This window comes from Marinospirillum sp., from assembly GCF_044810985.1.
GTDB lineage: Bacteria > Pseudomonadota > Gammaproteobacteria > Pseudomonadales > Halomonadaceae > Marinospirillum.
The window spans coordinates 2,219,001-2,243,569 of record NZ_CP085242.1; the positions used below are offsets into that span (position 1 = coordinate 2,219,001).

General features: G+C 54.4%; 24 protein-coding genes. 16 read left to right on the forward strand and 8 right to left on the reverse strand.

Annotated elements, in window-relative coordinates:
* Positions 1–2: 2 nt before the first annotated feature.
* From LG323_RS10395 to gpmI, 3 genes are read right to left on the reverse strand one after another with little or no spacing between them, the layout of a single operon-like run.
* Complete coding sequence (locus tag LG323_RS10395; RefSeq protein WP_404415778.1) at positions 3–1,352, reverse strand: S41 family peptidase; 1,350 nt, start codon at positions 1,350–1,352, stop codon at positions 3–5.
* Between the two features lie 23 nt (positions 1,353–1,375).
* Complete coding sequence (locus tag LG323_RS10400) at positions 1,376–2,521, reverse strand: murein hydrolase activator EnvC family protein (protein WP_404415781.1); 1,146 nt, start codon at positions 2,519–2,521, stop codon at positions 1,376–1,378.
* 2 nt (positions 2,522–2,523) lie between these two features.
* On the reverse strand, positions 2,524–4,077 hold the full coding sequence (gene gpmI / locus LG323_RS10405; RefSeq protein WP_404415784.1) for a 2,3-bisphosphoglycerate-independent phosphoglycerate mutase: 1,554 nt from the start codon (positions 4,075–4,077) through the stop codon (positions 2,524–2,526).
* A 157-nt stretch (positions 4,078–4,234) separates the two neighbouring features.
* Here gpmI and LG323_RS10410 point away from each other — a divergent pair, with 157 nt between their 5' ends.
* The 12 genes from LG323_RS10410 to LG323_RS10465 all read left to right on the forward strand — a co-directional run bounded on the left by LG323_RS10410 (position 4,235) and on the right by LG323_RS10465 (position 13,689).
* Positions 4,235–4,654 carry a rhodanese-like domain-containing protein gene (locus LG323_RS10410; protein WP_404415787.1) on the forward strand — a complete coding sequence of 140 codons (420 nt, stop codon included), beginning with the start codon at positions 4,235–4,237 and terminating at the stop codon, positions 4,652–4,654.
* Positions 4,655–4,830: 176 nt separating this feature from the next.
* Positions 4,831–5,289 carry a protein-export chaperone SecB gene (gene secB, locus LG323_RS10415; protein ID WP_310695301.1) on the forward strand — a complete coding sequence of 153 codons (459 nt, stop codon included), beginning with the start codon at positions 4,831–4,833 and terminating at the stop codon, positions 5,287–5,289.
* 1 nt (position 5,290) lies between these two features.
* A complete protein-coding gene (locus tag LG323_RS10420; protein ID WP_310695300.1) occupies positions 5,291–6,004 on the forward strand; it encodes a 16S rRNA (uracil(1498)-N(3))-methyltransferase in 714 nt (237 codons plus the stop codon).
* Positions 6,005–6,027: 23 nt separating this feature from the next.
* On the forward strand, positions 6,028–6,993 hold the full coding sequence (gshB, locus tag LG323_RS10425) for a glutathione synthase (RefSeq protein WP_404415792.1): 966 nt from the start codon (positions 6,028–6,030) through the stop codon (positions 6,991–6,993).
* A gap of 18 nt (positions 6,994–7,011) precedes the next feature.
* Entirely contained in the window at positions 7,012–7,770 is a 759-nt protein-coding gene (locus tag LG323_RS10430; RefSeq protein WP_404415795.1) for an energy transducer TonB, read from the forward strand.
* A 59-nt stretch (positions 7,771–7,829) separates the two neighbouring features.
* Positions 7,830–8,384: a YqgE/AlgH family protein gene (locus tag LG323_RS10435; protein ID WP_404415798.1), complete on the forward strand. Its 555-nt coding sequence runs from the start codon at positions 7,830–7,832 to the stop codon at positions 8,382–8,384.
* Positions 8,377–8,895 carry a Holliday junction resolvase RuvX gene (gene ruvX / locus LG323_RS10440; RefSeq protein WP_310696635.1) on the forward strand — a complete coding sequence of 173 codons (519 nt, stop codon included), beginning with the start codon at positions 8,377–8,379 and terminating at the stop codon, positions 8,893–8,895. The genes LG323_RS10435 and ruvX overlap by 8 nt, the downstream gene beginning before the upstream one ends.
* Positions 8,896–8,902: 7 nt before the next feature.
* Complete coding sequence (gene pyrR, locus LG323_RS10445; protein ID WP_404415801.1) at positions 8,903–9,436, forward strand: bifunctional pyr operon transcriptional regulator/uracil phosphoribosyltransferase PyrR; 534 nt, start codon at positions 8,903–8,905, stop codon at positions 9,434–9,436.
* Positions 9,433–10,425 (forward strand): aspartate carbamoyltransferase catalytic subunit, encoded by a 993-nt coding sequence (locus LG323_RS10450; RefSeq protein ID WP_404415804.1) that lies wholly within the window; start codon positions 9,433–9,435, stop codon positions 10,423–10,425. The genes pyrR and LG323_RS10450 overlap by 4 nt, the downstream gene beginning before the upstream one ends.
* Positions 10,422–11,741 (forward strand): dihydroorotase, encoded by a 1,320-nt coding sequence (locus LG323_RS10455; RefSeq protein WP_404415807.1) that lies wholly within the window; start codon positions 10,422–10,424, stop codon positions 11,739–11,741. Before LG323_RS10450 ends, LG323_RS10455 begins: the two co-directional genes overlap by 4 nt.
* A complete protein-coding gene (locus tag LG323_RS10460) occupies positions 11,738–12,415 on the forward strand; it encodes a fumarylacetoacetate hydrolase family protein (RefSeq protein ID WP_404415810.1) in 678 nt (225 codons plus the stop codon). Before LG323_RS10455 ends, LG323_RS10460 begins: the two co-directional genes overlap by 4 nt.
* 131 nt (positions 12,416–12,546) lie before the next feature.
* Positions 12,547–13,689: an HD-GYP domain-containing protein gene (locus LG323_RS10465; protein WP_404415813.1), complete on the forward strand. Its 1,143-nt coding sequence runs from the start codon at positions 12,547–12,549 to the stop codon at positions 13,687–13,689.
* A gap of 5 nt (positions 13,690–13,694) precedes the next feature.
* Here LG323_RS10465 and speA read toward each other — a convergent pair whose 3' ends face one another.
* The 4 genes from speA to glnK (LG323_RS10485) form a co-directional block, all read right to left on the reverse strand.
* Positions 13,695–15,596, reverse strand: coding sequence for a biosynthetic arginine decarboxylase (gene speA / locus LG323_RS10470; RefSeq protein ID WP_404415816.1), 1,902 nt, complete (start codon positions 15,594–15,596; stop codon positions 13,695–13,697).
* Positions 15,597–15,607: 11 nt separating this feature from the next.
* Positions 15,608–15,946: a P-II family nitrogen regulator gene (glnK, locus tag LG323_RS10475; protein WP_310696628.1), complete on the reverse strand. Its 339-nt coding sequence runs from the start codon at positions 15,944–15,946 to the stop codon at positions 15,608–15,610.
* A 117-nt stretch (positions 15,947–16,063) separates the two neighbouring features.
* Complete coding sequence (locus LG323_RS10480; RefSeq protein WP_404415820.1) at positions 16,064–17,314, reverse strand: ammonium transporter; 1,251 nt, start codon at positions 17,312–17,314, stop codon at positions 16,064–16,066.
* Positions 17,315–17,340: 26 nt separating this feature from the next.
* Positions 17,341–17,679 (reverse strand): P-II family nitrogen regulator, encoded by a 339-nt coding sequence (gene glnK / locus LG323_RS10485; protein WP_310696626.1) that lies wholly within the window; start codon positions 17,677–17,679, stop codon positions 17,341–17,343.
* 273 nt (positions 17,680–17,952) lie between these two features.
* Between glnK (LG323_RS10485) and LG323_RS10490 the strand changes: the two genes are divergently transcribed.
* The 4 genes from LG323_RS10490 to LG323_RS10505 all read left to right on the forward strand — a co-directional run bounded on the left by LG323_RS10490 (position 17,953) and on the right by LG323_RS10505 (position 23,642).
* Entirely contained in the window at positions 17,953–18,198 is a 246-nt protein-coding gene (locus LG323_RS10490) for an accessory factor UbiK family protein (protein WP_310696625.1), read from the forward strand.
* Between the two features lie 31 nt (positions 18,199–18,229).
* The gene (locus LG323_RS10495) at positions 18,230–19,717 is read left to right on the forward strand and encodes a YifB family Mg chelatase-like AAA ATPase (RefSeq protein WP_404415824.1); all 1,488 of its coding nucleotides are present in this window, start codon (positions 18,230–18,232) and stop codon (positions 19,715–19,717) included.
* A gap of 17 nt (positions 19,718–19,734) precedes the next feature.
* The gene (locus LG323_RS10500; protein WP_310696623.1) at positions 19,735–20,928 is read left to right on the forward strand and encodes a CBS domain-containing protein; all 1,194 of its coding nucleotides are present in this window, start codon (positions 19,735–19,737) and stop codon (positions 20,926–20,928) included.
* Between the two features lie 98 nt (positions 20,929–21,026).
* Positions 21,027–23,642 (forward strand): putative bifunctional diguanylate cyclase/phosphodiesterase, encoded by a 2,616-nt coding sequence (locus tag LG323_RS10505; protein ID WP_404415828.1) that lies wholly within the window; start codon positions 21,027–21,029, stop codon positions 23,640–23,642.
* Here LG323_RS10505 and metF read toward each other — a convergent pair.
* Positions 23,639–24,472, reverse strand: a complete 834-nt coding sequence (gene metF / locus LG323_RS10510) for a methylenetetrahydrofolate reductase [NAD(P)H] (RefSeq protein WP_404415831.1) — start codon at positions 24,470–24,472, stop codon at positions 23,639–23,641. The two genes, LG323_RS10505 and metF, sit on opposite strands and share 4 nt — an antisense overlap.
* Positions 24,473–24,569 lie beyond the last annotated feature (97 nt).

Consider the following 24,569-nt stretch of genomic DNA (forward strand, 5'->3'; position numbering starts at 1 on the left):
GATTACTCCGCTGCCTGCGGGCTACCTTTGCGGTTGGTTTCTGAAAAGATATTGAGGCCCTTCAGCAGATTGAGGGCTTCATTGACCGCGTAATCATCAGGCGAAGTGAGCTTGGATTCGGATGTGTTTTCAGGCTGTTTCTGTTGGCCCTGCAAATGGCCTTCCAGGTCGGCTTCCCGCGGTGTGCTGCGTTCTGATACCGGAGTGATGCGGGCATTGATCACTTCGATGTCAGGATGAATGCCGTCGGCCTGAATGGAGCGCCCCTTGGGGGTGTAATAAAGTGCCGTGGTCATTTTCAGGGCACGATCATTGTAAAGAGGTAGTACCGTCTGTACGGAGCCTTTGCCGAAGCTGGGCGTGCCCATGATCAGGGCGCGGCGGTGATCCTGCAGGGCTCCGGCCAGAATTTCCGAGGCAGAAGCCGACCCCGAATTGATCAGAACTACAATCGGGATGCCCTGCAAGGCATCACCGGGGCTGGCATCAAAGCGCATTTCCGTATCCGGCAAGCGTCCTTCGGTATACACAATCAGGCCGCTATCCAGAAAGACATCACTGACATCCGCTGCAGCCTGGAGCACACCGCCGGGATTGTTGCGCAGATCCAGCACCAGGCCTTGCAGATCCCCCTCATTGTTTTCCCGGAGTGTTTCCAGGGCTTGCAGGGTTTCTTCCCCACTACGGGTCTGGAACTGGCTGATGCGCAGATAGCCGTAGTCTTTTTCCAGCAACTCCTGGCGGACACTGGCGGTGCGTATCAAATCACGGGTGAGTTCAACCTCAAAGGGCTGGCCGGAGGCTTCCCGTAGAATGGTGAGGGTGATATCGGTACCGGGCTCACCCCGCATCATCTCGATGGCACGATCAATGCTCAGCTCCCGGGTTGAAGTGCCATTGATGCGGATAATCAGATCCAGGGGCTGAATACCGGCTCGTGAAGCCGGGGTGTCATCAATGGGGCTGATGACTCGGATGTAGCCATCCTCAATACCGATTTCAATACCCAGGCCACCAAACTCCCCTTGCGTGGATTCCCGCAGTTCCTTGAAAGCCTCGGGCTCCAGGTAGTCGGAATGAGGGTCCAGACCTGAAAGCATGCCACGAATGGCATTTTCCAGCAGGGTCTTGTCATCCACTTCATGAACATAGGCTTGCTTGATGCGCTCATAGACTTCGGCAAAGCTGCGCAGTTCATCCAGGGGCAGCTCATTGCCCGGCAGGGTCAGCGGATAATCCAGAGACTGGGCATCCGGGGTTTCAGCCTGAAGTGGAAGGGTGAAAGCCAGCAGGAGACCGGCCAGGCCCAGGCGGCGATAGGGGGTGGCCTTATCAGGATTTTTGGCGTGCATCTTCTGCTTCTCCAATTTCATTGTTAGCGGCCTGCGATCCAGGTGATGGGGTCAAGAGGTTCACCCTGGCGGCGTATTTCAAAATACAGGGCGGTACGCTGCTGCCCCCCTGTGGCACCGGCCGTGGCTATGACATCACCGGCATTCACCCAGTCACCCGTCTGGCGGCGCAAGGTCTGGTTGTGTCCATAGAGGCTCATGTAGCCATCGCCGTGATCAATAATGGCAAGAAAACCAAAGCCTCGCATCCAGTCAGCAAAGACGATGCGTCCGCCATGGATGGCCTTGATTTCATCACCATTTTTGGCCTGAATGGTGAGGCCTCGGCTGACCAGGCGGGTGTTTTTTTCACGGCTGCCAAAAGCACTGAGTACGCGACCCTGCAAAGGCCAGGGCAGATTGCCACGCATATCGGGGAAGGGTCGGGCATCCCTGGGTGGTGGCAGTTTGACAATGGCTTCTGTCACTGCTTCAAGCAACTCTTCCAGACGTTTCTGGTCGGCCTGAAGTTTGTGCAGCTCATCGTCTCTGTCAGCAATTTCCCGGCTGAGTTCATTGACCAGTACTTGCCGCTGGTTTTGTTCGGCCAGCAGCTCGCGGCGTCTTTCCTGCAGAGAGAGGCGCACTTTTTCCAGGGCCTGACCGCGGGTAATGATTTCTGACTGCACCTGATCCAGTTGCTGGGCTATGGCCAGATACTGTTCAATTCTCTGGGTGCGTTCCTTGTTGATGTAGTCATAGTAGCGCAGCAGGCGGGCAACACGATCCGGCTCCTGCTGGTTAAGCAGAACTTTCAGGTATTCCTGGCGACCCATGGAGTAAGCCGCACGTATCTGCTGGCGCAAAAAACCGGACTGCTGGTCGAGCTGTTCCTGAAGGTCTTGCTGCTCATTGCGCAAGCGCCGCATTCTTTGTTCCAGCTCTTGGGCTTCATTGGTGTTTTTCTCGATCCGGGTGACCAACTGACCGATTTGTGTTTCGGTCTTTCTGAGTTGGTTTTGCAGATCCGATTGCTCACCTCTGGCTTCCGTCAACCAGCCACGCAGCTCGGAAATATCCTGCTTTAATTCCTTTAACTGGCGCTCACTGACTTCTTCATTGGCAAAAACTCCGCCCGCCGTCAGCAGAAAGCCAAAAACAAATCCAGTCAGAAAAGCAGGGAAACGCATCTTCACTCGACAAACTCAACCAGGGCCTGACCGGTCATTTCAGACGGCTGGGGCAAACCCATGGCTTTCAGCAGGGTGGGAGCCAGATCACAAAGGCGTCCACCGTCAAGAAGCCGGGCTTTTTTACCCTTGGGCGGCAGGTAGATCAAAGGCACCGGAAAGGTGGTATGCGCGGTTTGTGCCTGACCGGTTTTGGCATCCAGCATCAGTTCGGCATTGCCGTGATCCGCCGTGATAAAACACTGGCCGTTGACTTCCTCCAGGGCGGCGATGACCTTGCCGATACAGATATCAAGTGCCTCGATCGCCTTCACGGCAGCGTCAAAATCGCCGGTATGTCCCACCATGTCGCCATTGGCATAGTTGCAGATGATGGCATCGTATTCCCCGGACTTGATGGCAGCCACCAGTTTGTCAGTGACTTCCGGGGCACTCATTTCTGGCTGCTGGTCATAGGTGGCCACTTGGGGTGAAGGCACCAGAATACGGGTTTCCCCTTCAAAAGCTTCTTCACGGCCACCGGAAAAGAAAAAAGTCACATGGGCATATTTTTCGGTTTCAGCAATGCGCAGCTGGGTTTTGCCCTGAGCGGCCAGGTATTCGCCCAGTGTATTGCTCAGGTCTTCAGGTGGGAAAGCGGTTGTCGCCGGAATATCGGCGGCGTAACGGGTCAACATCACAAAGTCAGCCAGACGCGGCCAGGCTCGACGGGCAAAGCCCTGGAAGTCCGGCTCCACAAAGGCACGGGTGATCTCCCGGGCACGGTCGGCACGGAAGTTCATGAAAATGACCGCATCACCATCTTCTATCTGGCAGACCTGGCCATCTGGCTGAATGGCCGTGGCGGCGACAAATTCATCGTTTTCGCCGCGTTCATAAGCGGCCTGCAATCCTTCCAGGGCAGAGCTGGCAAAGTGTTCGCCCTGCCCGAGGGTGAGCAGGTTATAGGCTTTTTCAACCCTGTCCCAGCGGTTATCCCGATCCATGGCGTAGTAACGACCCACCAGGCTGGCAATACGACCCCGGCCCAGTTCGGCAAATTTGGCTTCCATGGCCTGGATGGAAGCCTCGGCACTGCGGGGTGGGGTATCACGCCCATCCAGAAAAGCATGCAGGTAAACTTGCCGGGCGCCCTTTTTGACCGCCATTTCAGCGGCAGCAAAGAGATGCTCTTCATGACTGTGGACGCCACCGGGAGAAAGCAGCCCCAGCAGGTGAACCGCCCCCTTGTTGTGGATGGCTTTATCCACGGCCTGGTTCAGGTTGGGGTTATCGTAAAAACTGCCGTCGGCGATGGCCTGGGTGACCCGGGTGAAATCCTGGTAAACAATACGTCCGGCTCCCATATTCATATGGCCCACTTCCGAATTGCCCATTTGCCCATCGGGCAGCCCCACCTTCATACCGTCCGTAAAAATCTGGGTGTTGGGCAGCTCAGCCCGCAATCTGTCCATCACAGGTGTTGAGGCATGATGGATGGCATTGTTGTCTGAAGCTGGATTGTCACCATAACCATCCAGAATGATCAGGGCTGCAGGTGTGCGTTGGGTCTTCATGATGGAAAAATAACTCTTGGTTTAGGCTGCAAAGTATAAATTTCGACCATGATAGCTTTACAAAGCGCAAATCACCATCCCGCAGGTGTCAGCGAAGCCTCTCTGGTGTATCCTTGAGCGTTAAATTTCCACCTGGCACTAACACAAGAGATCCGAGATGTTTGAACAAATAATCGAGTTTGCCCTGAACAACCCCTTGTTGGTGGGTGTTTTTATCCTCCTACTGCTCCTGGTGATTTTCAATGAAACCCGCGGCACAGCCAAGGGTGTGGATACCGCAGAAGCAGTACGCCTGATGAACCGGGATGAGGCTGTGGCTCTGGATATCCGGGATCGCAAGGATTTCAATGCCGGCCATATCACCGGTGCCGTGCATATTCCCATGAACAGCTTGGACAGCCGCATGCATGAGCTGGATAAGCATAAGGATAAAAAAATCCTGGTGGTCTGCAAAATGGGTAACTCAGCCAATATGGCGGTATCCAAACTGCAAAAGGCCGGTTTCCAGGAAGCCATGCGTCTGAAAGGCGGCATGATGCAGTGGCAGACCGACTCCATGCCAGTGGTCAAAAAGTAAAAAGCTCCAGATCAGCTATTGCGCTTGGTGATGCCGCGTTAAAATTGCTCTCAAAATGCTCATTTACTTGTATGTAAACTCCGCTTTTTCGATCAATTTTGCCTTGCCTGACCTGCGCTCATGACACTGATCAGAAGCTTTTAAAGTATTCATTGTCAAAATTTTAGGAAAAAACCATGAGTGAAGCGACTAAACCAGAATTTGCCCTGCAACGTATTTACCTGAGCGATGTTTCCTTTGAAGCGCCCAACAGTCCTGAAGTTTTTATGATGAATGAAAAGCCTCAGGTGGACGTCAAGCTGGATACCAAAAACCGTAAGGTGAACGGCGAGCTTTATGAAGTGACGGTGAAGATAACGGCTCAGGTCACTTTCGGAGAAAAAACCGCCTTTCTGGCTGAAGTTCAGCAAAGTGGTGCTTTCCGTGTGGTGGGTATTGAGGGCGACAACCTGGATCACACCCTGGGCGCTTTTTGCCCCAACATCCTTTTCCCTTATGCCCGTGAAGCCGTTGATGGCCTGGTGGTGAAAGGCGGCTTCCCACCGCTGATGATTGCCCCGGTTAACTTTGAAGCAATTTATGCCGAGCGCAAACAGCGCGAAGCCCAGAAAGCTGAGCAGCCTACCCAGCAGTAGCATGCGCCGCTTTTATTCCCCTCAGCCCCTGGCGGCCAGTCGCGTCACTCTGGATGGGCAGGTGGTTCGACATATGGTTCAGGTGCTGAGGATGCAGCCCGGCGATGAGCTGGAGCTTTTTGACGGCCAGGCCAGCTTCAGGGCACGGTTGTTGGAAACCAGTAAAAAACAGGCTCATCTGGAGTTGCTGGAAAAGCTGCCCGAGCTGGCTGTTTCACCCCTGAACACCCATCTCGGCCAGGCTATCTCCAAGGGTGATCGCATGGACTGGGTGATTCAGAAAGCAACCGAGTTGGGTGTGAATGCCATCACCCCGCTTTATACCCAGCAGGGCGATGTGCGCCTCAAGGGTGAACGGGAAGCCAAAAAGCTTAATCACTGGCAGCAAATTGCCATCAGTGCCTGCGAGCAGTGTGGCCGTACTGACCTGCCCGAAATCCACGCACCCCGGACCCTGGCTGTCTGGTTGCAGGAACGTCAGGAAGACCTGAAACTTACCCTGCACCCAGGTGGGCACAATGCTGCGCTTGCTGATCGACAGGTCAGCTCGGCAGCCCTGCTGATCGGCCCGGAAGGTGGACTCAGTGAGATGGAAGTGAACTTAACCCAGGAGGCAGGCTTCTTACCTTTGAGTTTGGGCCCCAGGGTGCTGAGAACCGAAACAGCTCCGGTCGTTGCCTTGTCTTTATTACAACACTGGTGGGGCGATTTTTAAGCCCTGCTTTCAGGGAGTCAAATATGTCGCAGGCTGAACAAGTGATTATCGGTGTGGTGATGGACCCTATTGCGGACATCACCTACAAAAAAGACACCACCCTGGCCTTATTGCTGGCTGCAAAAAAGCGCGGCTGGCAGATCAAATACATGCACATCGAAGACCTTTACCTGCGTCAGGGTAAACCTCATGGCCACATGACCGACCTGGATGTTTTTGCCGACCCTGAACACTGGTATGAACTGGGGGAAGCAAAAAACCAGCCTCTGGCCGACCTGGATATTCTGCTGATGCGCCAGGACCCTCCTTTCAACTTGGAGTTTCTGACCTCCACCTGGTTGCTGGAAGCGGCGGAAAAAGAAGGCGTACTGGTGGTCAATAAACCCCAGAGCCTTCGTGACTGCAACGAAAAACTCTTTGCCCAGGAATTTCCCGACTGCTGCCCGCCCACTCTGGTGGCCAGCCAGACCCAGTTGATTCGTGAATTTCACCAGGAGCACGGGGATATTATCCTCAAGCCCCTGGATGGCATGGGTGGTATGGGGGTGTTTCGCGTCAAGCAGGATGGCCTCAATCTAGGCACCATCATTGAACAGCTGACCGAAATGGGAAAGCGCCAGATCATGGTGCAAAAATACCTGCCGGAAATCAAAGCGGGCGATACCCGCATTCTGCTGATCGACGGCGAACCGGTTCCCTATGGCCTGGCCCGTATTCCTGTTGCCGGTGAGACCCGTGGTAACCTCGCCGCCGGAGGCAGTGGTGTGGCGCGCAAGCTGACAGATCGAGACTACTGGCTGGTCAAGCAGATTGCTCCCACCCTGAAGGCCAAGGGGCTGATTTTTGTTGGCCTGGATGTCATCGGGGACTACTTTACCGAAATCAACGTGACCAGCCCGACCTGTGTACGTGAACTGGATGCCCAGTGTGATCTGGACATTGGCGGTCAGTTGATGGCGCATCTGGCTGAACGCCTGGGCCGAGGCTGAATACGGCGGCCCCAGGTTATGCCGACCCCCTTCTGGAAAAAGCTGCTGCAGCCCGGTCGACCCTTTCTGTGGGCTTTGTTGCTGGCGTTGCTGGTTCACCTGAGCCTGCTGCTCTACCGCCCGGCTTTTCTGCAACCTGAAGAGGATTTACAAAAAAGCTACCAGCAAGCCACCGAAATTCTTCTGGAAGATTTTGACGCCCCGACCCCGGAAGAGGAAGCTGTGCCAGAGCCAGAGCCAGAGCCAGAGCCAGAGCCAGAGCCAGAGCCAGAGCCAGAGCCAGAGCCAGAGCCAGAGCCAGAGCCAGAGCCAGAACCAGAACCAGAACCAGAACAGCCTAGCGGTAGTCTGATTGCCCGTAGCCGGGAAATGGCACGCCTGGAAGCTGAGCTGAGTAGCCAGCAGCAGGCCTGGAACCAAAGGCCCAAGGTGCGTCGGATCAGCACGACCAGTGAGATGAGCAGCGAAGAAGCCCTTTATCTGCAGCAGTGGGAAAAAAGAGTCGAGAGAATCGGTAATCTCAATTACCCGGAGGCAGCCAGGCAAAAGGAACTGAGTGGACGCCTCAGGCTTCTGGTGTCCATCAATGCTGACGGCAGTATCCGCGAAGCCCAGCTGCTGACCAGCTCCGGTCACCAGCTTCTGGATACGGCAGCGCTGGATATCCTTAATCTGGCGGCTCCCTTTGCCCCTCTGCCAGAGAGTGTTCGGGAGAAAGCCGATGTTCTGGAAATCGTTCGTACCTGGCGTTTTGGCAGCAGCTGGCGGGCCAATTAGGCTTTCATTCCGCGTATAATTTGGCCAGAATCGGGTCAACCTGACAAAGAGAGAAATCTGTGACCAGTTTGCGAGACAATTTTCTATTAGCCATGCCCCAGTTGAGCGATCCACATTTCAGTGGCTCGCTGACCTACCTGTGTGAGCAGGGCAGCAAGGGCGCTCTGGGTCTGATCGTCAATAAACCCATGGAGCTGATTTTTTCTGAATTGATGGAACAGATGCAGCTGCCGGGTGAATTCTGCAAGCAGGCTCATCAGCCCATCTACCGGGGTGGGCCGGTGCATACCGATCGTGGCTTTGTGCTGCATACCGGCAAGGCCGACTGGAAAGCATCCATGCCGATCAGTGATCAGCTGACCTTAACCACCTCGGTGGATATCCTGGAGGCTTTGGCTGTTGATGAAGGGCCGGAAGATTTTCTGATTGCTCTGGGTTGTGCCGCCTGGGAAGAGGGCCAGTTGGAAAGCGAACTCAAGGATAATGCCTGGCTGACCTGTCCGGCCTGGCAGCAGGCTCTGTTTGAACTGCCCGCTGATCAGCGCCTGGACGCGGCTGCATCCAGCCTGGGCATTCAACTGGATTTGGTCAGTGGTCAGGTGGGACATGCCTGATGTTTCCCGCCCCAGGGTGCTGCTGGCTTTTGACTTCGGCAGCAAGCGCCATGGTGTTGCCCTGGGCAATGAAATGACAGCAACGGCCAATCCACTGGATGTTATTCCTGCCAAAGACGGCATTCCTGCCTGGCAGCTTCTGGATGCTCTGGTGGCTGACTGGCAGCCGGATGCTTTTCTGGTTGGCCTGCCCCTGGAAGAGGATGGTTCCCCGACACCTCTGAGCCAAAGAGCCACCAAGTTTGCCCGGCGCCTGTTTGGTCGTTATGGCAAAAGCTGCTACGGGATGGATGAAAGGGGTACCACCAAAGCAGCCAAGCGCCTGGTCAAGCTGGATGGGCACAAGGGCAATTATCGTCTGGACCCGGTGGATAGCCTTGCAGCAGCGTTTATCCTACAGGCCTGGTTGGATGTGAACCGGCAGCCGGAAGAGGCGGGAGAAGCTGCGCGCTTTCTGGAGCCTATTGCCGGGCCTCAGGTCAGGGGTAAACAAGCATCCTTTAAGGAGTGACGAGTTAATGACAAATGCACAAGTGGAACTGCCCCAGCTCAGCCCTTTGGTTGACCGTCTGGCTGCTTCCTTACTGGCCAGAGTGAAAGAACAAGAGTTACAAAATCCCTTGCTGGTGGGTATCCACACGGGCGGTTACTGGGTGGCTGAAGCCTTGCGCAAGAAAATGCAGGTCAATTGGCCACTGGGTGGGCTGGATATTTCCTTTTATCGGGATGACTTCACCAAAAAGGGTTTGAATCCCCGAGTTAAGCCTTCCAACCTGCCTTTTGCCACGGAAGATCAGCACCTGATTCTGGTTGATGATGTGCTCATGTCCGGGCGCACCATTCGCGCTGCCATGAACGAGCTTTTTGATTACGGCAGACCGGCCTCCATCACCCTGGTGACCCTGCTGTCCTTGCCGGGCCGGGAGCTTCCCATCCAGCCGGATTTGCTGGGTCAGGAGCTGCACTTGGCCAGGGGGCAAAGGGTTAAGCTTTCCGGGCCAGACCCCTTGGAACTCAACTTGATCCATGTGAAGGAGGAGGGTTCAGCATGAGCTACCCCAGCAATCCCCGTGATGTGCAGCTGACTGCCGATGGCCAGCTCAAACATTTTCTAAGCATCAGCGGTCTGCCCAAAGCCCTGCTCACGGAAATCCTGGACACGGCGGAATCCTTTGCCAATATGGGCGAGCAGTCGGTAAAAAAAGTACCCCTGCTGCGTGGCAAGACTCTGGTCAACCTCTTCTTTGAAAACTCCACCCGCACCCGTGCCACTTTCGAGCTGGCGGCCAAGCGGCTGTCGGCGGATGTGCTCAATCTGGACATCAAAACTTCGTCCACCGCCAAGGGCGAAACCCTGATGGACACCCTGCAGAACATGGAAGCCATGCACGCGGATCTCTTTGTCGTGCGTCATGCCGATTCCGGGGCGGCCCACTTTATTGCCAGCCAGGTGACGCCCAGGGTAGCCATCATCAATGCCGGTGACGGTCGCCATGCTCACCCCACCCAGGCGATGTTGGATATGTTCACCATACGTCGGCATAAAGGAGCTTTTGAGGGGCTTAAAGTGGCGATTGTCGGTGATATTCTGCATTCACGGGTGGCGCGCTCCCAGATACGCGCCCTGAATACGCTGGGTGTGGAGGAAGTGCGGCTGGTGGCCCCCAATACCTTGTTGCCGGTGGGTATCGAAGAGCTGGGCGTCAAAATCTATACCTCCATGCAGGAAGGCATCAAGGATGTTGATGTAGTGATCATGCTGCGCCTGCAAAAAGAACGCATGACCGGTGCGCTGCTGCCTTCAGAATCGGAATACTATCGCCTTTATGGTCTGACTACTGAAAAACTGGCCTATGCTCATCCTGAAGCCATAGTCATGCACCCTGGTCCCATCAACCGGGGTGTGGAAATAGAGTCAGCCGTAGCCGATGGTTCACGTTCGGTGATTTTGCAGCAGGTCGGTTATGGTATTGCCATTCGTATGGCTGTCATGAGTATGGCAGTTAGTGGGCAAACGCAGGAAAGGGCACAGATTTCATGAGACTCACAATTTCCGGTGGCCGTGTTATTGATCCGGCCCAAAATCTCGATCAAAAACTGGATGTCCACTTGCAGGATGGCTGTATTCTCAAGCTGGGTACTGCACCTGCTGATTTTATCGCTGATCAGACTCTGGATGCCAGCGGCTTGCTTGTCAGCCCCGGCTTTATCGATTTGTCCTGCCACCTGCGCGAACCCGGCCCCAGCTACAAGGGCAACATCGCCAGTGAAACCCAGGCTGCCCTGGCGGGTGGTTTCACCAGCGTCTGTGCACGGCCGGATACCCAGCCGCCATTGGACAGTCCAGCAGTCGTTCGGGTGGTTCGGGAAAAAGCCGAAGCCGTGGGCCAGGTACGGGTTCTGCCGGTGGGTGCCTTGACCCAGGGTCTGGAAGGCCAGTTGCTAACCAATCTCTCCGGTTTGCAAGCGGCCGGTTGCGTGGCTTTCAGCAACCTGCGAGCTGCCATTCAGGATAATCTGGTACTGCGTCGTTGCATGGAATATGCAGCTACCTTTGATTTGCTGCTGGTTGTCTACCCTGAAGAATCCAGCCTGGCGGCCGGTGGCTGCGCTCATGAGGGTGCCATGGCATCCCAGCTGGGGCTGCAGGGCATACCGGAAACTGCCGAGACCCTGGCAGTTGCCCAGAACCTTTTGTTAATTGAACAAACCGGAATCCGTGCCCATTTCAGCCACCTCTCGTCAGCTCGAGCCTTGCAACTGGTGTCCGAAGCCCGGCGGCGGGGATTGCCCGTGAGTGCCGATGTGGCCGTCAGTCATCTGTTGTACACAGATCGCCAACTGGAAGACTTTGACAGCAACTTCCATCTGGAGCCACCTCTGCGCAGTGAAACGGATCGTCAGGCCTTAATCCAGGGTTTGGCCCGGGGTGAACTCCAGGCGGTATCCAGTGGTCACCTGCCCCATGAACAGGCCGCCAAGATGGCCCCTTTTGCTGCATCAGAACCCGGTATCAGCAGCCTGGAAACTCTTTTGCCACAGCTGTTGTCTCTGGTGGAAGAAAATCTGTTGGATTATTCAGCGATGCTGGCCAGCCTGACTTCCGGCCCGGCGGCTGTTTTGGGTGAGAAGCTGGGCAGCCTGAAACCCGGCATGCCTGCTGATCTGACCCTGTTTAACCCGGAAAAAACCTGGCTGCTCAATGAGCAAAGCAGCTATTCCGCTGGTCACAATACACCCTGCTGGAACCGGGAATTAAAAGGCCGTGTCATGGCGACTCTGGTGGGAGGCGAGCTGCGTTACTCGATTCTTGGTGATCCATTAACCACTCAAGCGAAGAAGGCTGTTAAAGCATGAGTCAGAAAAAAGACCCCTTCATGCCCAGGCTTCTGGGCCAGGACTGGCAAAGACCTCTGGGTAAGATTGTTTGTGTCGGGCGTAATTATGCCGAGCATGCGGCTGAGCTGAACAACCCGGTGCCTGCCCAGCCTTTGTTGTTCATGAAACCGGCAACGGCAGCCGTGCAACTGAGCAAAACACTGCAGCTACCAGGTGATCGCGGTCCGGTGCATTATGAAACCGAGCTGGCGCTCTTGATCGGCAAGCCTCTAAGTAAAGCAACTCCGGATGAAGTCTTGCCAGCCATTGCCGGGGTCGGCCTGGCTCTGGATCTGACATTGCGTGAGCTACAGTCGCAATTGAAACAAAAAGGGCACCCCTGGGAGTTGGCCAAGGCCTGGGATGGAGCTTGTCCCCTGACAGATTTCGTACCCGCCCGGCAGGTTGAAAACTGGCAGGAGCTGGAGCTGTCCCTGGCAATCAACGGGGAAGAAAGGCAAAGAGGGAAGGCCAGCCAGATGCTGACCCCGATTCCGGAGTTGCTCAGTTATATCAGCCAGCACTTTACCCTGTTACCGGGTGACCTGGTGATTACTGGCACTCCCAGTGGAGTGGGTGAGCTGGCCGCTGGTGATCAGCTGGAGCTGCAGCTAACCGGTTTGTTAACTAGCAAAATAAGGATTGCCAAATAGCTCTTGCGCTTAAGGCGATTTGGCAGGAAACTTGCTTGTTTGTAGTACTATTAATACCGGATTAAATTTTTTGGCTATTTTTCCCATGAAGGTTTAGGCTGAAAATTAGTCTATTTTAGGAGCAAGGGGATATGCTAGAAGCGAGTTTGGTCAAAGAGCTGAGTCGTTATCGAACATTACCGGACAAGTTGCGCTTTCTGGGTGTGCGTATTCGCCAGAAAAACACCCAGGTGGAGCGTTTTTCGGTTGCTCTCTACCAGCCGACCACCGACAAGGTAAGAACCTTCTTTACCACCAGCCCCACCCAGGAAGCCATCAGCCACTATGATTTTCCTTTGGTCGAAGCCTGGTCGCTTCGTCAGATTGCCCTGCAGCGTCATCCCAGGGTAATCAATGATCTCACCCAGTTGGTACCACCCCAACAAACCGGCAAGGTTAACCCTCATACCCAGAAGCTGGTCGAGCAGGGCTGGCGAGCCAGTTTCACATCCCCGCTTTTGTGTGGTGATGAACTCATGGGCTTTGTGTTTTTCAACTCCCATACCGCCTATACCTTTCGGGGTGACCTGCTTTATGAATTGGAACTCTATAGCCAGTTGATCGCGCAATTGATTTATCAGGATCATGCGGCCATACGCACTCTGACGGCTGCCGTTCGTTCAACCATGGCCCTGTGTGCCGGTCGTGATCCGGAAACCGGTGGGCATCTGGAACGCATGGCGCAGTATGCACAATTGATTGCCGCCAACCTGGAACCAAAATGGACTTTCAGTGATCGTCAGATACAACACATGCTTTTGTTTGCACCTCTGCATGATCTGGGCAAACTGGCCGTACCGGATCGAATTCTGCTGAAAAAAGGCAAGCTGACCCAGGAAGAGTTCAGGGAAATGCAGAACCATACCACCCGGGGCATTGAGTTACTGGATAATGTGGTTCGCACCCACGGTCTGGAAAATTTGCCGGATGTGCAGATGCTGAAAAACATCGTGCTCTATCACCACGAGAAAATGGATGGTTCAGGTTACCCCCATGGGTTGAGTGGAGAAATGATCCCGATTGAAGCCCGCATTATTGCCGTGGCTGATGTTTTTGATGCTCTCACCAGTGAGCGCCCCTACAAGAAAGCCTGGCCTGTTTCTGTGGCTCTGGAAGAGTTGCAGCGCATAGCGGGTTCGCACCTGGATGCTGACTGTGTGGAAGCTCTACTCAGTCAGCAGCAACAGGTTGAGTCGATTCTGGAGCAGCTGCAGTCCGATGTCGTGGAAGCCTGAAAGGCTTATTCAAGGTAGGTGTAGCCACTCAGGCCTTCTTCAAACAGCTGCAGGAAGCGCCCTTTTTCCTCGGGGTTGAGCTGGCTGAAGTTTAACTGCTCGCGCAGGGCCTGAAGCAGTTCACCGGGATTGAAATTGACATAACCCAGCACCCGGTCAACCGTATCACCCTTGATGATGTTTTCCAGCTGGGGTTTGCCGTCATCATCCAGAACCACATCCACCGAATCCGTGTCCCCAAAAAGGTTGTGCAGATCCCCCAGAATTTCCTGGTAGGCTCCGGTCAGGAAAAAGCCCAGCAGTTTTTCTTCATCTTCAGACCATTCGGGCAAGGGCAGGGTGGTTTCCAACCCCTGGCCATCGACATACTGATCAATGCGGCCGTCCGAGTCACAGGTAATGTCCTGAATGACTCCACGACGTGTGGGAGGCTTATCCAGGCCGGTCAGAGGCAGAACAGGAAAAACCTGTTTGATGCCCCACACATCCGGCAGGGACTGAAAAAGGGAAAAATTCACAAACAGCTTGTCGGCCAGCTTCTCGTTCAATTCGTCATGAATTTCCCGATGCGCACGATTGCTGAAACTCAAAAGCTGTTGGATACGAGCCAGGGTGCAGGTGTAAAGCCGCTCGGCCAGCGCCCGGCCACGCAGATCCAGCAGACCGTGCACATAGAGATCCTGAGCTTCGGACAAGGCCTGAACCACATCATGCCAGGTTTCCACCAGCGAACGCTCATCCAGTTGGTCACCGACCTGCTCAAAAGCTCTCCAGAGTTCGTGAAGCACGGGGGCCGCCTCTTCATCAGGGGCATCAGGAGGGGTCAGGTCGGGTTGCTCCAGGTCAATCACATTGGTGATTAGCACCGCATGGTGGGCGGTTAATGCCCGCCCCGATTCACTGATCAGATGCGGGTGGGGAAGCTGGTTGGCTTCACAGACCTGGTGCAGGGCATGCACCACATTATTGGCATACTCCTCCATGGAGTAGTTGATCGAGCAAACACTGCGCGAGCGGGTTCCTTCGTAGTCCACGCCCAGGCCACCACCGACATCCACCACCTTGATGGGGGCATCCAGAGCCAGCAGTTCCTGATAAAAACGTCCACATTCTTTTAAACCACGCTGGATATCCCGGATGTTGGCAATCTGTGAACCCAGATGAAAGTGCAGTAATTGCAGGCAATCCAGAGAACCGGCCGCTCGCAACTGTTCAACCATGGCCAGTATCTGGCTGGCCGCCAGCCCGAACTTGGATTTTTCACCCCCGGAATCCTGCCAGTGACCTTTGCCCAGAGAGGACAGACGGGCACGAACACCCAGCCTGGGTTTGACGCCCAGCTCACGGGCCTCCTTGAGTACCAGGGCCACTTCCGAGGGTTTTTCAACCACGATATACACTTGGTGCCCCAGGCGTTCACCCATCAAGGCCAAACGTATGTATTCACTGTCCTTGTAGCCATTGCAGACCAGCGTGGAAGGGTGCCTGGCCGACAAAGCCAGTACGGCCAGCAATTCCGGTTTGCTGCCCGCTTCCAGGCCCACCCTGGCTTCGGCACGAGCCTGGCTTTCCAGCAATTCTTCCACAACGCGGCGCTGCTGATTGACCTTGATGGGATAAACCGCAGTATAGCCGCCCTGATAGCCATGGTTTTCCATGGCACGATCAAAAGCTGCACAGAGGCGGTTGACTCGATCCTGCAAAATATCTGGAAAACGAACCAAGACCGGCAGGGCCAGGCCCGCAGAGCGCATCTCTTCAACCAGATGGGTCAGATCCAACTGCTGCTGGCGTGTCGAAGAGGGCTGCACCTGCACGCGCCCCTGGGCATTGACAGCGAAGTAGCCGCTGCCCCAATGCCGGATGTTATAAACTCGGTTGGCGTCTTGTCCCTGGGGCAGGCTCATGAACAACTTCCTTATACAGCGTCTTTGCCGGTTTCACCGGTACGGATACGAATGACTTCATCCAGTGGTGAGACAAAAATCTTGCCGTCCCCGATCTTGCCGGTGTTGGCCACCTTGACGATGGCATCGATGACCTGTTCCAACTGGGCATCATCGACAGCAATTTCCAGTTTGACCTTGGGCAGGAAATCAACCACATATTCTGCGCCCCGGTAGAGTTCGGTGTGGCCCTTCTGGCGGCCAAAGCCTTTGACTTCGGTGACGGTAATGCCTTGAACACCCATCTCGGACAGGGCTTCACGGACGTCGTCCAGCTTGAACGGCTTGATGATGGCAGTAACCAGTTTCATTGTTTTCTCCTCGCTTGGGCGGTTATTTACCTAAGGATAAAGGTTTAACGAAAAAAAGGGCACCCCAAAGGGTGCCCAAACTTCCATGCTCACCTGTTACAGTCAATCAAATCCTGCTTATTTAGCGCCTTTGGTGAATTCTGGGTAGGCTTCCAGGCCACATTCAGCCAGATCCACACCGGCATACTCTTCTTCTTCACTGACACGCACACCCATGATGGCCTTGATGATGAACCAGACAATCAGGCTGGCAATGAAGACCCAGGCAAAGATACCCAGAACACCGATGATTTGTGCAGCAAAGCTGGCATCACCATTGGTCAGGGGAACCGCCAGAACACCCCAGATACCCACAACACCGTGAACCGAGATGGCACCGACGGGGTCATCCAGGCGCAGCTTGTCCAGGAAGACAATGGAGAGGACAACAATCACACCACCGATGGCACCGATCAGGGCAGCACCCTGGCCTGTGGGTGACAGGGGGTCGGCAGTGATGGCCACCAGACCGGCCAGAGCACCGTTCAGGGCCATGGTCAGATCCGCCTTCTTGAACCAAAGCTTGGAGAAAATCAGGGCAGCAATCACACCACCAGCCGCAGCAGCATTGGTGTTGACGAAGACCTGGGCAACATTGTTGGCGGAATCAATATCCGACATCTTCAATTCGGAACCACCGTTGAAGCCAAACCAGCCCATCCACAGGATGAAGGTACCCAGAGTGGCCAGCGGCATGTTGGCACCGGGAATGGCATGCACTTCACCGTTGGGGCCATATTTGCCTTTACGGGCACCCAGAACCAGAACGCCAGCCAGGGCAGCAGCAGCACCCGCCAGGTGAACGATACCGGAACCGGCATAATCGGAATAACCGACTTCAGCCAACCAGCCGCCGCCCCAGGTCCAGAAACCGGAAACAGGGTAGATCACTGCAGTCAGTACCACGGCAAAGGCCAGGAAAGCCCAGAGCTTCATACGTTCAGCAACGGCACCGGAGACAATCGACATGGCAGTGGCCACGAAGACGACCTGGAAGAAGTAGTCTGAGCGCATGGAGTAATAAGGAGCATCATCACCACCGGCCAGAACGGCATCCGTGGCATTTTCTGCACCAATCAGAAAGCCCAGGCTGGGGAAGATGCCACCAGCAGGACTGGAGTACATGATGTAGTAGCCTACAAACAGGTACATGGTGCAGGCAATCGCAAACAGAGCGACGTTTTTGGTCAGGATTTCTGCGGTATTTTTGGAACGAACCAAGCCAGCTTCCAGCATGGAAAAGCCAGCGGCCATCCACATGACCAGCACACCACAGATCAGAAAGTAAAAAGTATCAATTGCGTAAGTAATATGAAGAATGTCTTCCATCGTAATTTCCTCAGTTGGTCAGCCGGTTACACCGCGTCGTTGCCACGTTCGCCAGTGCGGATTCGGATGGCTTCATCGACAGGAGATACGAAGATCTTGCCATCGCCGATCTTGCCCGTGTTGGCAGCGCCAATAATGGCCTCGACAACACTTTCCACGCGTTCATCATCAATGGCGACTTCGATCTTTACCTTGGGCAGGAAGTCAACCACGTACTCTGCACCTCGGTAGAGCTCGGTGTGACCTTTTTGGCGACCAAAGCCTTTGACCTCAGTCACGGTTATTCCCTGTATGCCTATCTCTGATAGGGCTTCCCGAACATCATCCAGTTTGAAGGGTTTGATAATGGCTGTTACCAGTTTCATGCCTGTATCCTCTCAGCCGGGTTCTCGATGGTGCTACAAGGTGCAGCACCGATTAAGCTTCATCCGGTATAAAGCAGTGGTTGTGCCATAAAATATATTCTTCAATATAAACAGCAAGATAGGTTTTTGTGCTGGCTTGGCAGGGGCCTTTCTCGGGCAAGAGTTCGGCAATAAAGGCACCATTATGGCGCAGGGCACTGCTCTTGCCTGGTGCACAAAACCCGGCTGCCAAAATGGGGCGATATGCTAAGCTAGTGGCAGAGGAGAAATCACATGGTTAATTCAGAAGCAGTACAGCGTTTGACTCAGGAACTCAGTAGCCGCTTAAGCTCGGTCAGGCAATCGGCCACCAACTCATCGGCGGTAAAAAGCCTGGTTCAGGAGGCCGTAGCCAAACTGGATCTGGTGACTCGTGAAGACTATGATCGGCTTTTGCAGATTCACCAGCGTACACGTCAGAAGGTTGATGAGCTGGCGCGACGCCTGGATGAACTGGAGGCCGAACAAAAAAACGGCTGAGCAAGCGTTTCCAACGTACAGGGAGGTTGTGATGAGCCTGGCACTGGTGAAAACCCGAGCAATCCTGGGTCTGGAAGCCCCGGAAGTGAGAGTTGAAGTGCATCTGGCCAATGGCCTGCCCGCCTTTAATCTGGTGGGTTTGCCGGAAGCGGCCGTGAAGGAAAGTCGAGACCGGGTTCGCAGTGCCCTGCTGACTGCTGGTTTTGAGTTTCCCAGCCGCCGTATCACGGTCAACCTGTCACCGGCTGATCTGCCCAAAGAAGGTGGACGCTTTGATCTGCCGATTGCTCTGGGCATTTTGGCTGCCTCCGGTCAGATTTCCCAGTCCAGTCTGGATGCCCATGAGTTTATCGGTGAGCTGGCGCTGAATGGTGAGCTACGCCCCGTCAAGGGAGTTCTGCCCACGGCTTTGGCGGTTGCCCGGAAACAGGGCAGCCTGCTTTTGGCAGCTGAGAATGCTGCCGAAGCGGCTCTGGTCAGCCAGTTGCAAGTCAAGGCCGCCCGGCATCTTCTGGAGATATCGGCTTTTTTACTGGGGCAGCAGGAGCTGCCTCTGGCCTTGCCGGAGCTTCCCGAATCAACAAGCCAGACCTCTTTTCCAGATTTAAGCACTGTCAAGGGTCAGGCGGCTGCCAAACGAGCGCTGGAAGTGGCTGCTGCGGGGGGGCATAATCTTTTATTGACCGGCCCGCCCGGCTCCGGAAAAACCCTGCTTGCCAGTTGCCTGCCAGGCTTGCTGCCCGAGCTGGATGAAGAGGAGGCGCTGGAGGTTGCTGCCATCCAGTCGATTTGTCAGGGGTTTCAGGTCAGCCAGTGGCGACAGAGACCTTTTCGTTCTCCGCACCACTCCAGTTCTGCTGTGGCCCTGGTGGGTGGTGGCAGCAACCCCCGGCCTGGAGAAATCAGTCTGGCTCATCAGGGTGTGCTTTTCATGGATGAGCTGCCGGAGTTTCCGCGCCGGGTTCTGGAGGTTTTGCGGGAGCCTTTGGAGTCCGGGGAGATTCATTTGGCCAGGGCGGCGCACAGGGCAACCTATCCGGCCAACTTTCTGCTGGTGGCGGCCATGAATCCCTGTCCCTGCGGGCACCTGGGTGACCCTCATCAGGCCTGCAGCTGTTCGCCGGGGCAAATCAGTCGCTACCAGGGGCGCCTGTCCGGCCCCTTGCTGGATCGGATTGATTTGCATCTGGAGGTGCCTGCCCTGCCTCCAGAGGATCTCTGGAAACCGGCTTCGGGTGAAAGCACTCTTTCGGTGCGTGAGCGGGTGATCAAAGCCAGGCAGCAACAAAAGCAAAGAGCCGCTAAACTGAATTCGCAATTAACGGCGGCAGAGCTTGAAGAGCAGGTGCCACTGAAGCCGGAACTTAAACAGCTGCTCAGTCAGGCCATGCACAAAATGAATCTGTCAGCCAGGGCTGCACACCGGGTTCTCAAGGTGGCTTTAACGCTTGCCGACCTTGAAGGTTCACGCAGGCTTGAGCGAAATCATTTACTGGAAGCCCTGGGCTACCGAAAATAAGGATTTCCAAGGACATTATGCTGTTTCCTAAACTTGATCAATTGGCGACCCCTGAGGTGATTAGCCTGCCGGACACAGCCAGTGTGCAGTCAGCACTCAAGCTGATGAAAGAGCACCGGATACGTGCGCTGGTGGTGGTTAGCTGCAAAGGCTACAAGCTTCTGCATGCCCGGGATCTGGTCAGCTTTCATCTGCAGGGCATTGATTTTTCCGTACCCCTGGCGCAAGTACACTTGCCGTTGGCCCCCCAGCTTTTGCCGGACTCGGATGTGGACGAAGCCATCCGTCTGATCGGTGTTCATCAGGTGGAGCAATTGTGCCTGGTGGATGACGAAGGCAAGCTGCAGGGAATCGTCAGCTACACGGATCTGGTGCAAAGTCTGGATCCTGAACTGCTGGCAGAAAGCCAGAGTCTGGGTGAGCTGCTGCGCGGGGTTCAGGTTCTGCAGGTGAACAAGGAAATGCCGGCCAGAGTGGTTCTTTCCCTGATGCAGCAACAGCAAGTCAGTACCGCCCTGATCAGTGAAGAATGCATCCCCTTGGGCATAGTGACGCAAACGGATGTGATCCACCTTCTGGAAGCGGGCGATGACCTGATCCGGCCAGTGGAACAAGTCATGTCGAGTCCGGTATTCACCCTGCCAGCCAGTATCAGCATCCAGCACGCCCTGGCTTCAATCCGCGAGAAACGTTTCAAGCGCCTGGTGGTGGTTGATGACAGCAATCGGGTGGTTGGATTGATCAGCCAGCAGGATCTGCTGAGTATTTATTACAATCAATGGTTTGGTCTGCTCAAGCAGCAGCAGGAAGAACTTACCCAGGCCAACCAGGAGCTTTTGCAGCGTAACCAGTTGCTGTCTCTGGTGTTGGATGAGATCAACCATGCCGTACTGGTTATCCAGTCCAACAACCAGGTGATGTTCAGCAACCAGGTGGCGGAGCAGCTACTGGGTTACAGCCCCTCGGCCCTGTTGGACACCCGCCTGGATCAACTCCTGGCGGGCAGTGCCAGGTCGTCTGAGTTGCAGGAGTTTTATGAGCGCCTGCGCCTGGGACTGCAAGCCAGTGTCCAATGTGAGCTGCTGCTGGATTCCGGTTCCAGCCAATCAATGAAGGTTCAAGCCAAACCCCTGCTGGCAGGGGAAGACCCCCTGGTATTGATTACTTTTATCCCCAAACCGGACAAGAACTATCTGCAGCAGTTGAATTAACACCAGGGAATCACCGGTTTTTTGATCTGTCTCTTGTTACCTTGCCTGGCTCTGTAGCACAATCAAGGCATTACAAAAAAATAACAGGATGCATACCCTTGTTGAATCAGCTGAAGTCGTTTTTACAAACCCTGAGGGGCTTTGTTTTCTCTGCCATTATGCTTGTGACCCTGGTGGTTTTTCTGGGCGTCACCCTGGCGGCTTCCCTTTTGTATGAGAATATTATTTCCCGCCAGGCTGAGCAGACTTCCCAGGCTTTGGCTGAACAAACCTTTAACTCCATGTTCCAGGTCATGCGCCAGGGCTGGACACGCCAGCAACTGGATACCTTTCTGGATGGAACAGCGGATGCGTTTTCGGATAGCCCCTATCAGGTGGAAATCTACCGTGGCCGTGTAGTGGAGGAACTTTTTGGAAGCATTGGGCAACCACAAACCGACAGCGCCATAGAGCGGGTTTTTGCCGGCAGCGGTGAGCAGGTTATTCATGATTCCGGCCTGGTGCGCCGGGTTTTTCCCATGCAGGCCAGGGATGAATGTCTGAGCTGCCATGTCAACGCTGAAGCAGGTGATGTGCTGGGTGTGATTGATATTCAGCAGGATTTGAACCCCATTACGGCAGAAATGCGCCGCAACTATATTGCCCTCTTTTTGGGCTTTGGCTTCTTGGTTTTTATCCTGGCCGCGGCCATTACCGGCTATGTGGCCCGACGTATCAACCGTTCGACCCAGAACTTCAAGCAGCGCCTGGAGCAGGTCAACTCGGTTAAGGACTTCAAGCAGCTGGACATCAGCCAGGGCCAATTTGAGTTCACCGAACTCAATCAGGCCTTTACCGGTGTCAATTACCTGGTTGAGCAGCTCAAGGATGTGGCTGTGGACAAGGATATTCTTGAATTTGAAATCCGCCTGCTGGAAAAATTCATCATCACCTCGGATATCGTGCGCGACTGGCGGGAATTCATCAAAGACCTGCTGATCGATATCAATACCATTCTCGAAGCCCACTCCCTGGTGACGGTTTTTCAGGTTGAGGATGAAGGCTATGAGCTGGAGATTTTCTGGCGGTATCAGGTGACCGAAGAAACCCGTGCCCAGTTTGAAAAAGTGGTTCGCCAGCAACTGGAAAAAAGCACCCATTTCCACAGGGAGGCACCGATTCTGGGGATCATCCATCATATTGCCGACCCCAGTATTGAAGAGCACGCCACCCAGGCGGAATTGACTTTGCAGGATATTGATCTGCAAACCAAATCCCTGCTACTGGAAACGCCCAAGATCGGCGGTGTTGTTGGCATCGGTGTGCAATCGGAAATTGCCCGGGACCCCATCCGGCATATGGTGATTGGCAGTATCCTGACCACACTGCTCAACCTGGTCGGTTCGGTGAAAGCCATCTACAAGTACACCAAGGATCTGGAATACTACGCCACGCGCGACCCCCTGACCGGTCTCTACAACCAGCGGCTGTTCCGGGAGCTTTTAGGTTATGAGATTGGCCGTTCCCAGAGGCATAAGAACAGTTTTGGTCTGGTCATGCTGGATCTGGACAACTTCAAGAACGTCAATGACCGCTATGGACATGCCTTTGGTGACCAGTTTTTACAGGCTTTTGCCAAGACTCTGGAAGAAGCGGTCCGACCCGGCGATATTCTGGCACGTTATGGCGGTGATGAATTTGTTCTGGTGCTGCCGGAAGCCGGTGAGGAGCAGGCTCACAGTGTGGCTCAGCGGATTACCCAGCATCTGGAAAAACTCTCCCTGATTACTCCGGAAGGCAATAAAGTTCGGGCGACCAGCTCAATCGGGATTGCCATCTATCCCACCCACAGCCAAAACCCGGCTGATCTTTTTGTCATGGCCGACAACATGATGTACAAGGCCAAACGCAGTGGTAAAAATGCCATTGCTGTACCGGATGAAAATGAAGTGGCCGAAGTCTTTCGGGAAGTCGGCGAGAAAAATGAAATGATACTGAATGCGCTGGAAGAAAGGCGCATTGTGCCCTATTTCCAGCCCATCATTGATCTCAAAACCGGTGAAATTGCCATTCACGAACTCCTGATGCGAATTCGTGAAAATGACCAGATTATTTCCGCCTATGAGTTTATTGATGTTGCCGAAAAAATCGGTGTGGTCCACAAGATGGATTATCAACTGATTGAAAAGGCTTTTGAGCAGATTGAAGAGCAGGGGTATCAGGGGCAAATCTTTATCAATCTGTCACCGCGATCCCTGATCATCGGTGAATTCATCACCCGAGTGCATGCCCTGGCGCGTGCTCATAATATGGAAACGGAAAGGGTGGTTTTCGAGCTGACGGAAAGGGAAACCGTCAGCAATATGGCATTACTGGAAAAATTTGTTCTCGACCTGAAAATGGAAGGCTTCAATTTTGCGATTGATGATTTTGGTTCGGGTTTCTCTTCCTACCACTACATCAAGCACTTCCCGATTGATGTCATCAAGATCGAGGGGGAGTTCATCCGCAACATGCTCCAGGATGACAAATACATGGCTTTTGTGAAGAGTATTGTCACCCTGGCCCAGAACCTGGGCATGAAAACCATTGCCGAGTTTGTTGAGGATGAAAAGGTGCTGCAAGCCATCTGTGACCTGGGCATTGATTATGCCCAAGGCTTTTTTGTGGGTCGCCCCAGTCAGGAACTGGTCAGCAGCGACCCAAGGATGGAGGCTTTCTTCAACAAGTCTTAGCGTAGGTTGTTGAGGATATTCAGCGAAGGTGCAGCCTGGTTGAGGGTGTAGAAATGAATGCCCGGTGCACCGCCATCCAGCAGCTGCTGGCACAGTCTGCTGATCACTTCTTCACCAAACTGTTGAATGGACTCGCTGTCATCGCCGTAGGCTTCCAGCTGTTTGCGGATGTAGCGGGGAATTTCAGCGCCACAGGCATCCGAGAAACGTGCCAGTTTGGTGTAGTTGGTGATGGGCATGATTCCGGGAATGACCGGAATATCCACACCCAAGGCTCTGACCCTGTCCATAAAGTAAAAATAGGCATCGGCATTGAAAAAGTACTGGGTAATGGCGCTGTCGGCACCGGCTTGGCACTTGCGCACAAAGTTTTCCAGATCGGCTTCAAAGCTGGGGGCCTGAGGATGGGCTTCCGGGTAGGCGGCCACCTCGATGATGAAATCCTGCCCGAATTCCTCGCGGATAAAACTGACCAGTTCATTGGCAAAGCGCAACTCACCCCCCATCCCCATACCCGATGGCAGATCGCCACGCAAGGCCACCAACCGCTTAATGTTGTTTTCTTTGTAGGTGTTCAGAAGGCTTCTAAGCTCCTCGCGACTGGCCCCGATACAGGACATGTGAGGGGCTGCATCGACACCGCTTTCCCGTAAAGCCAAGACCGTTTGCAGAGTACCATCCTGGGTTGAGCCGCCCGCGCCATAGGTGACGGAGAAAAAATCAGGCTGGGCTTTGGCCAACTGATCGCGCACCCCCAGAAGTTTGTCCTGGCCTGCCTGGGTTTTAGGCGGGAAAAATTCAAAGCTGATGGGAATGCTGAGATGTGACATGGGTAAAGATCCACCGATAAATGAAAGCCAACCAGCTTACTCTGTTGGCTCTATGAATAAAATGCTTGCAGGCTGAAAGTTTTTGCCAGTCAACATG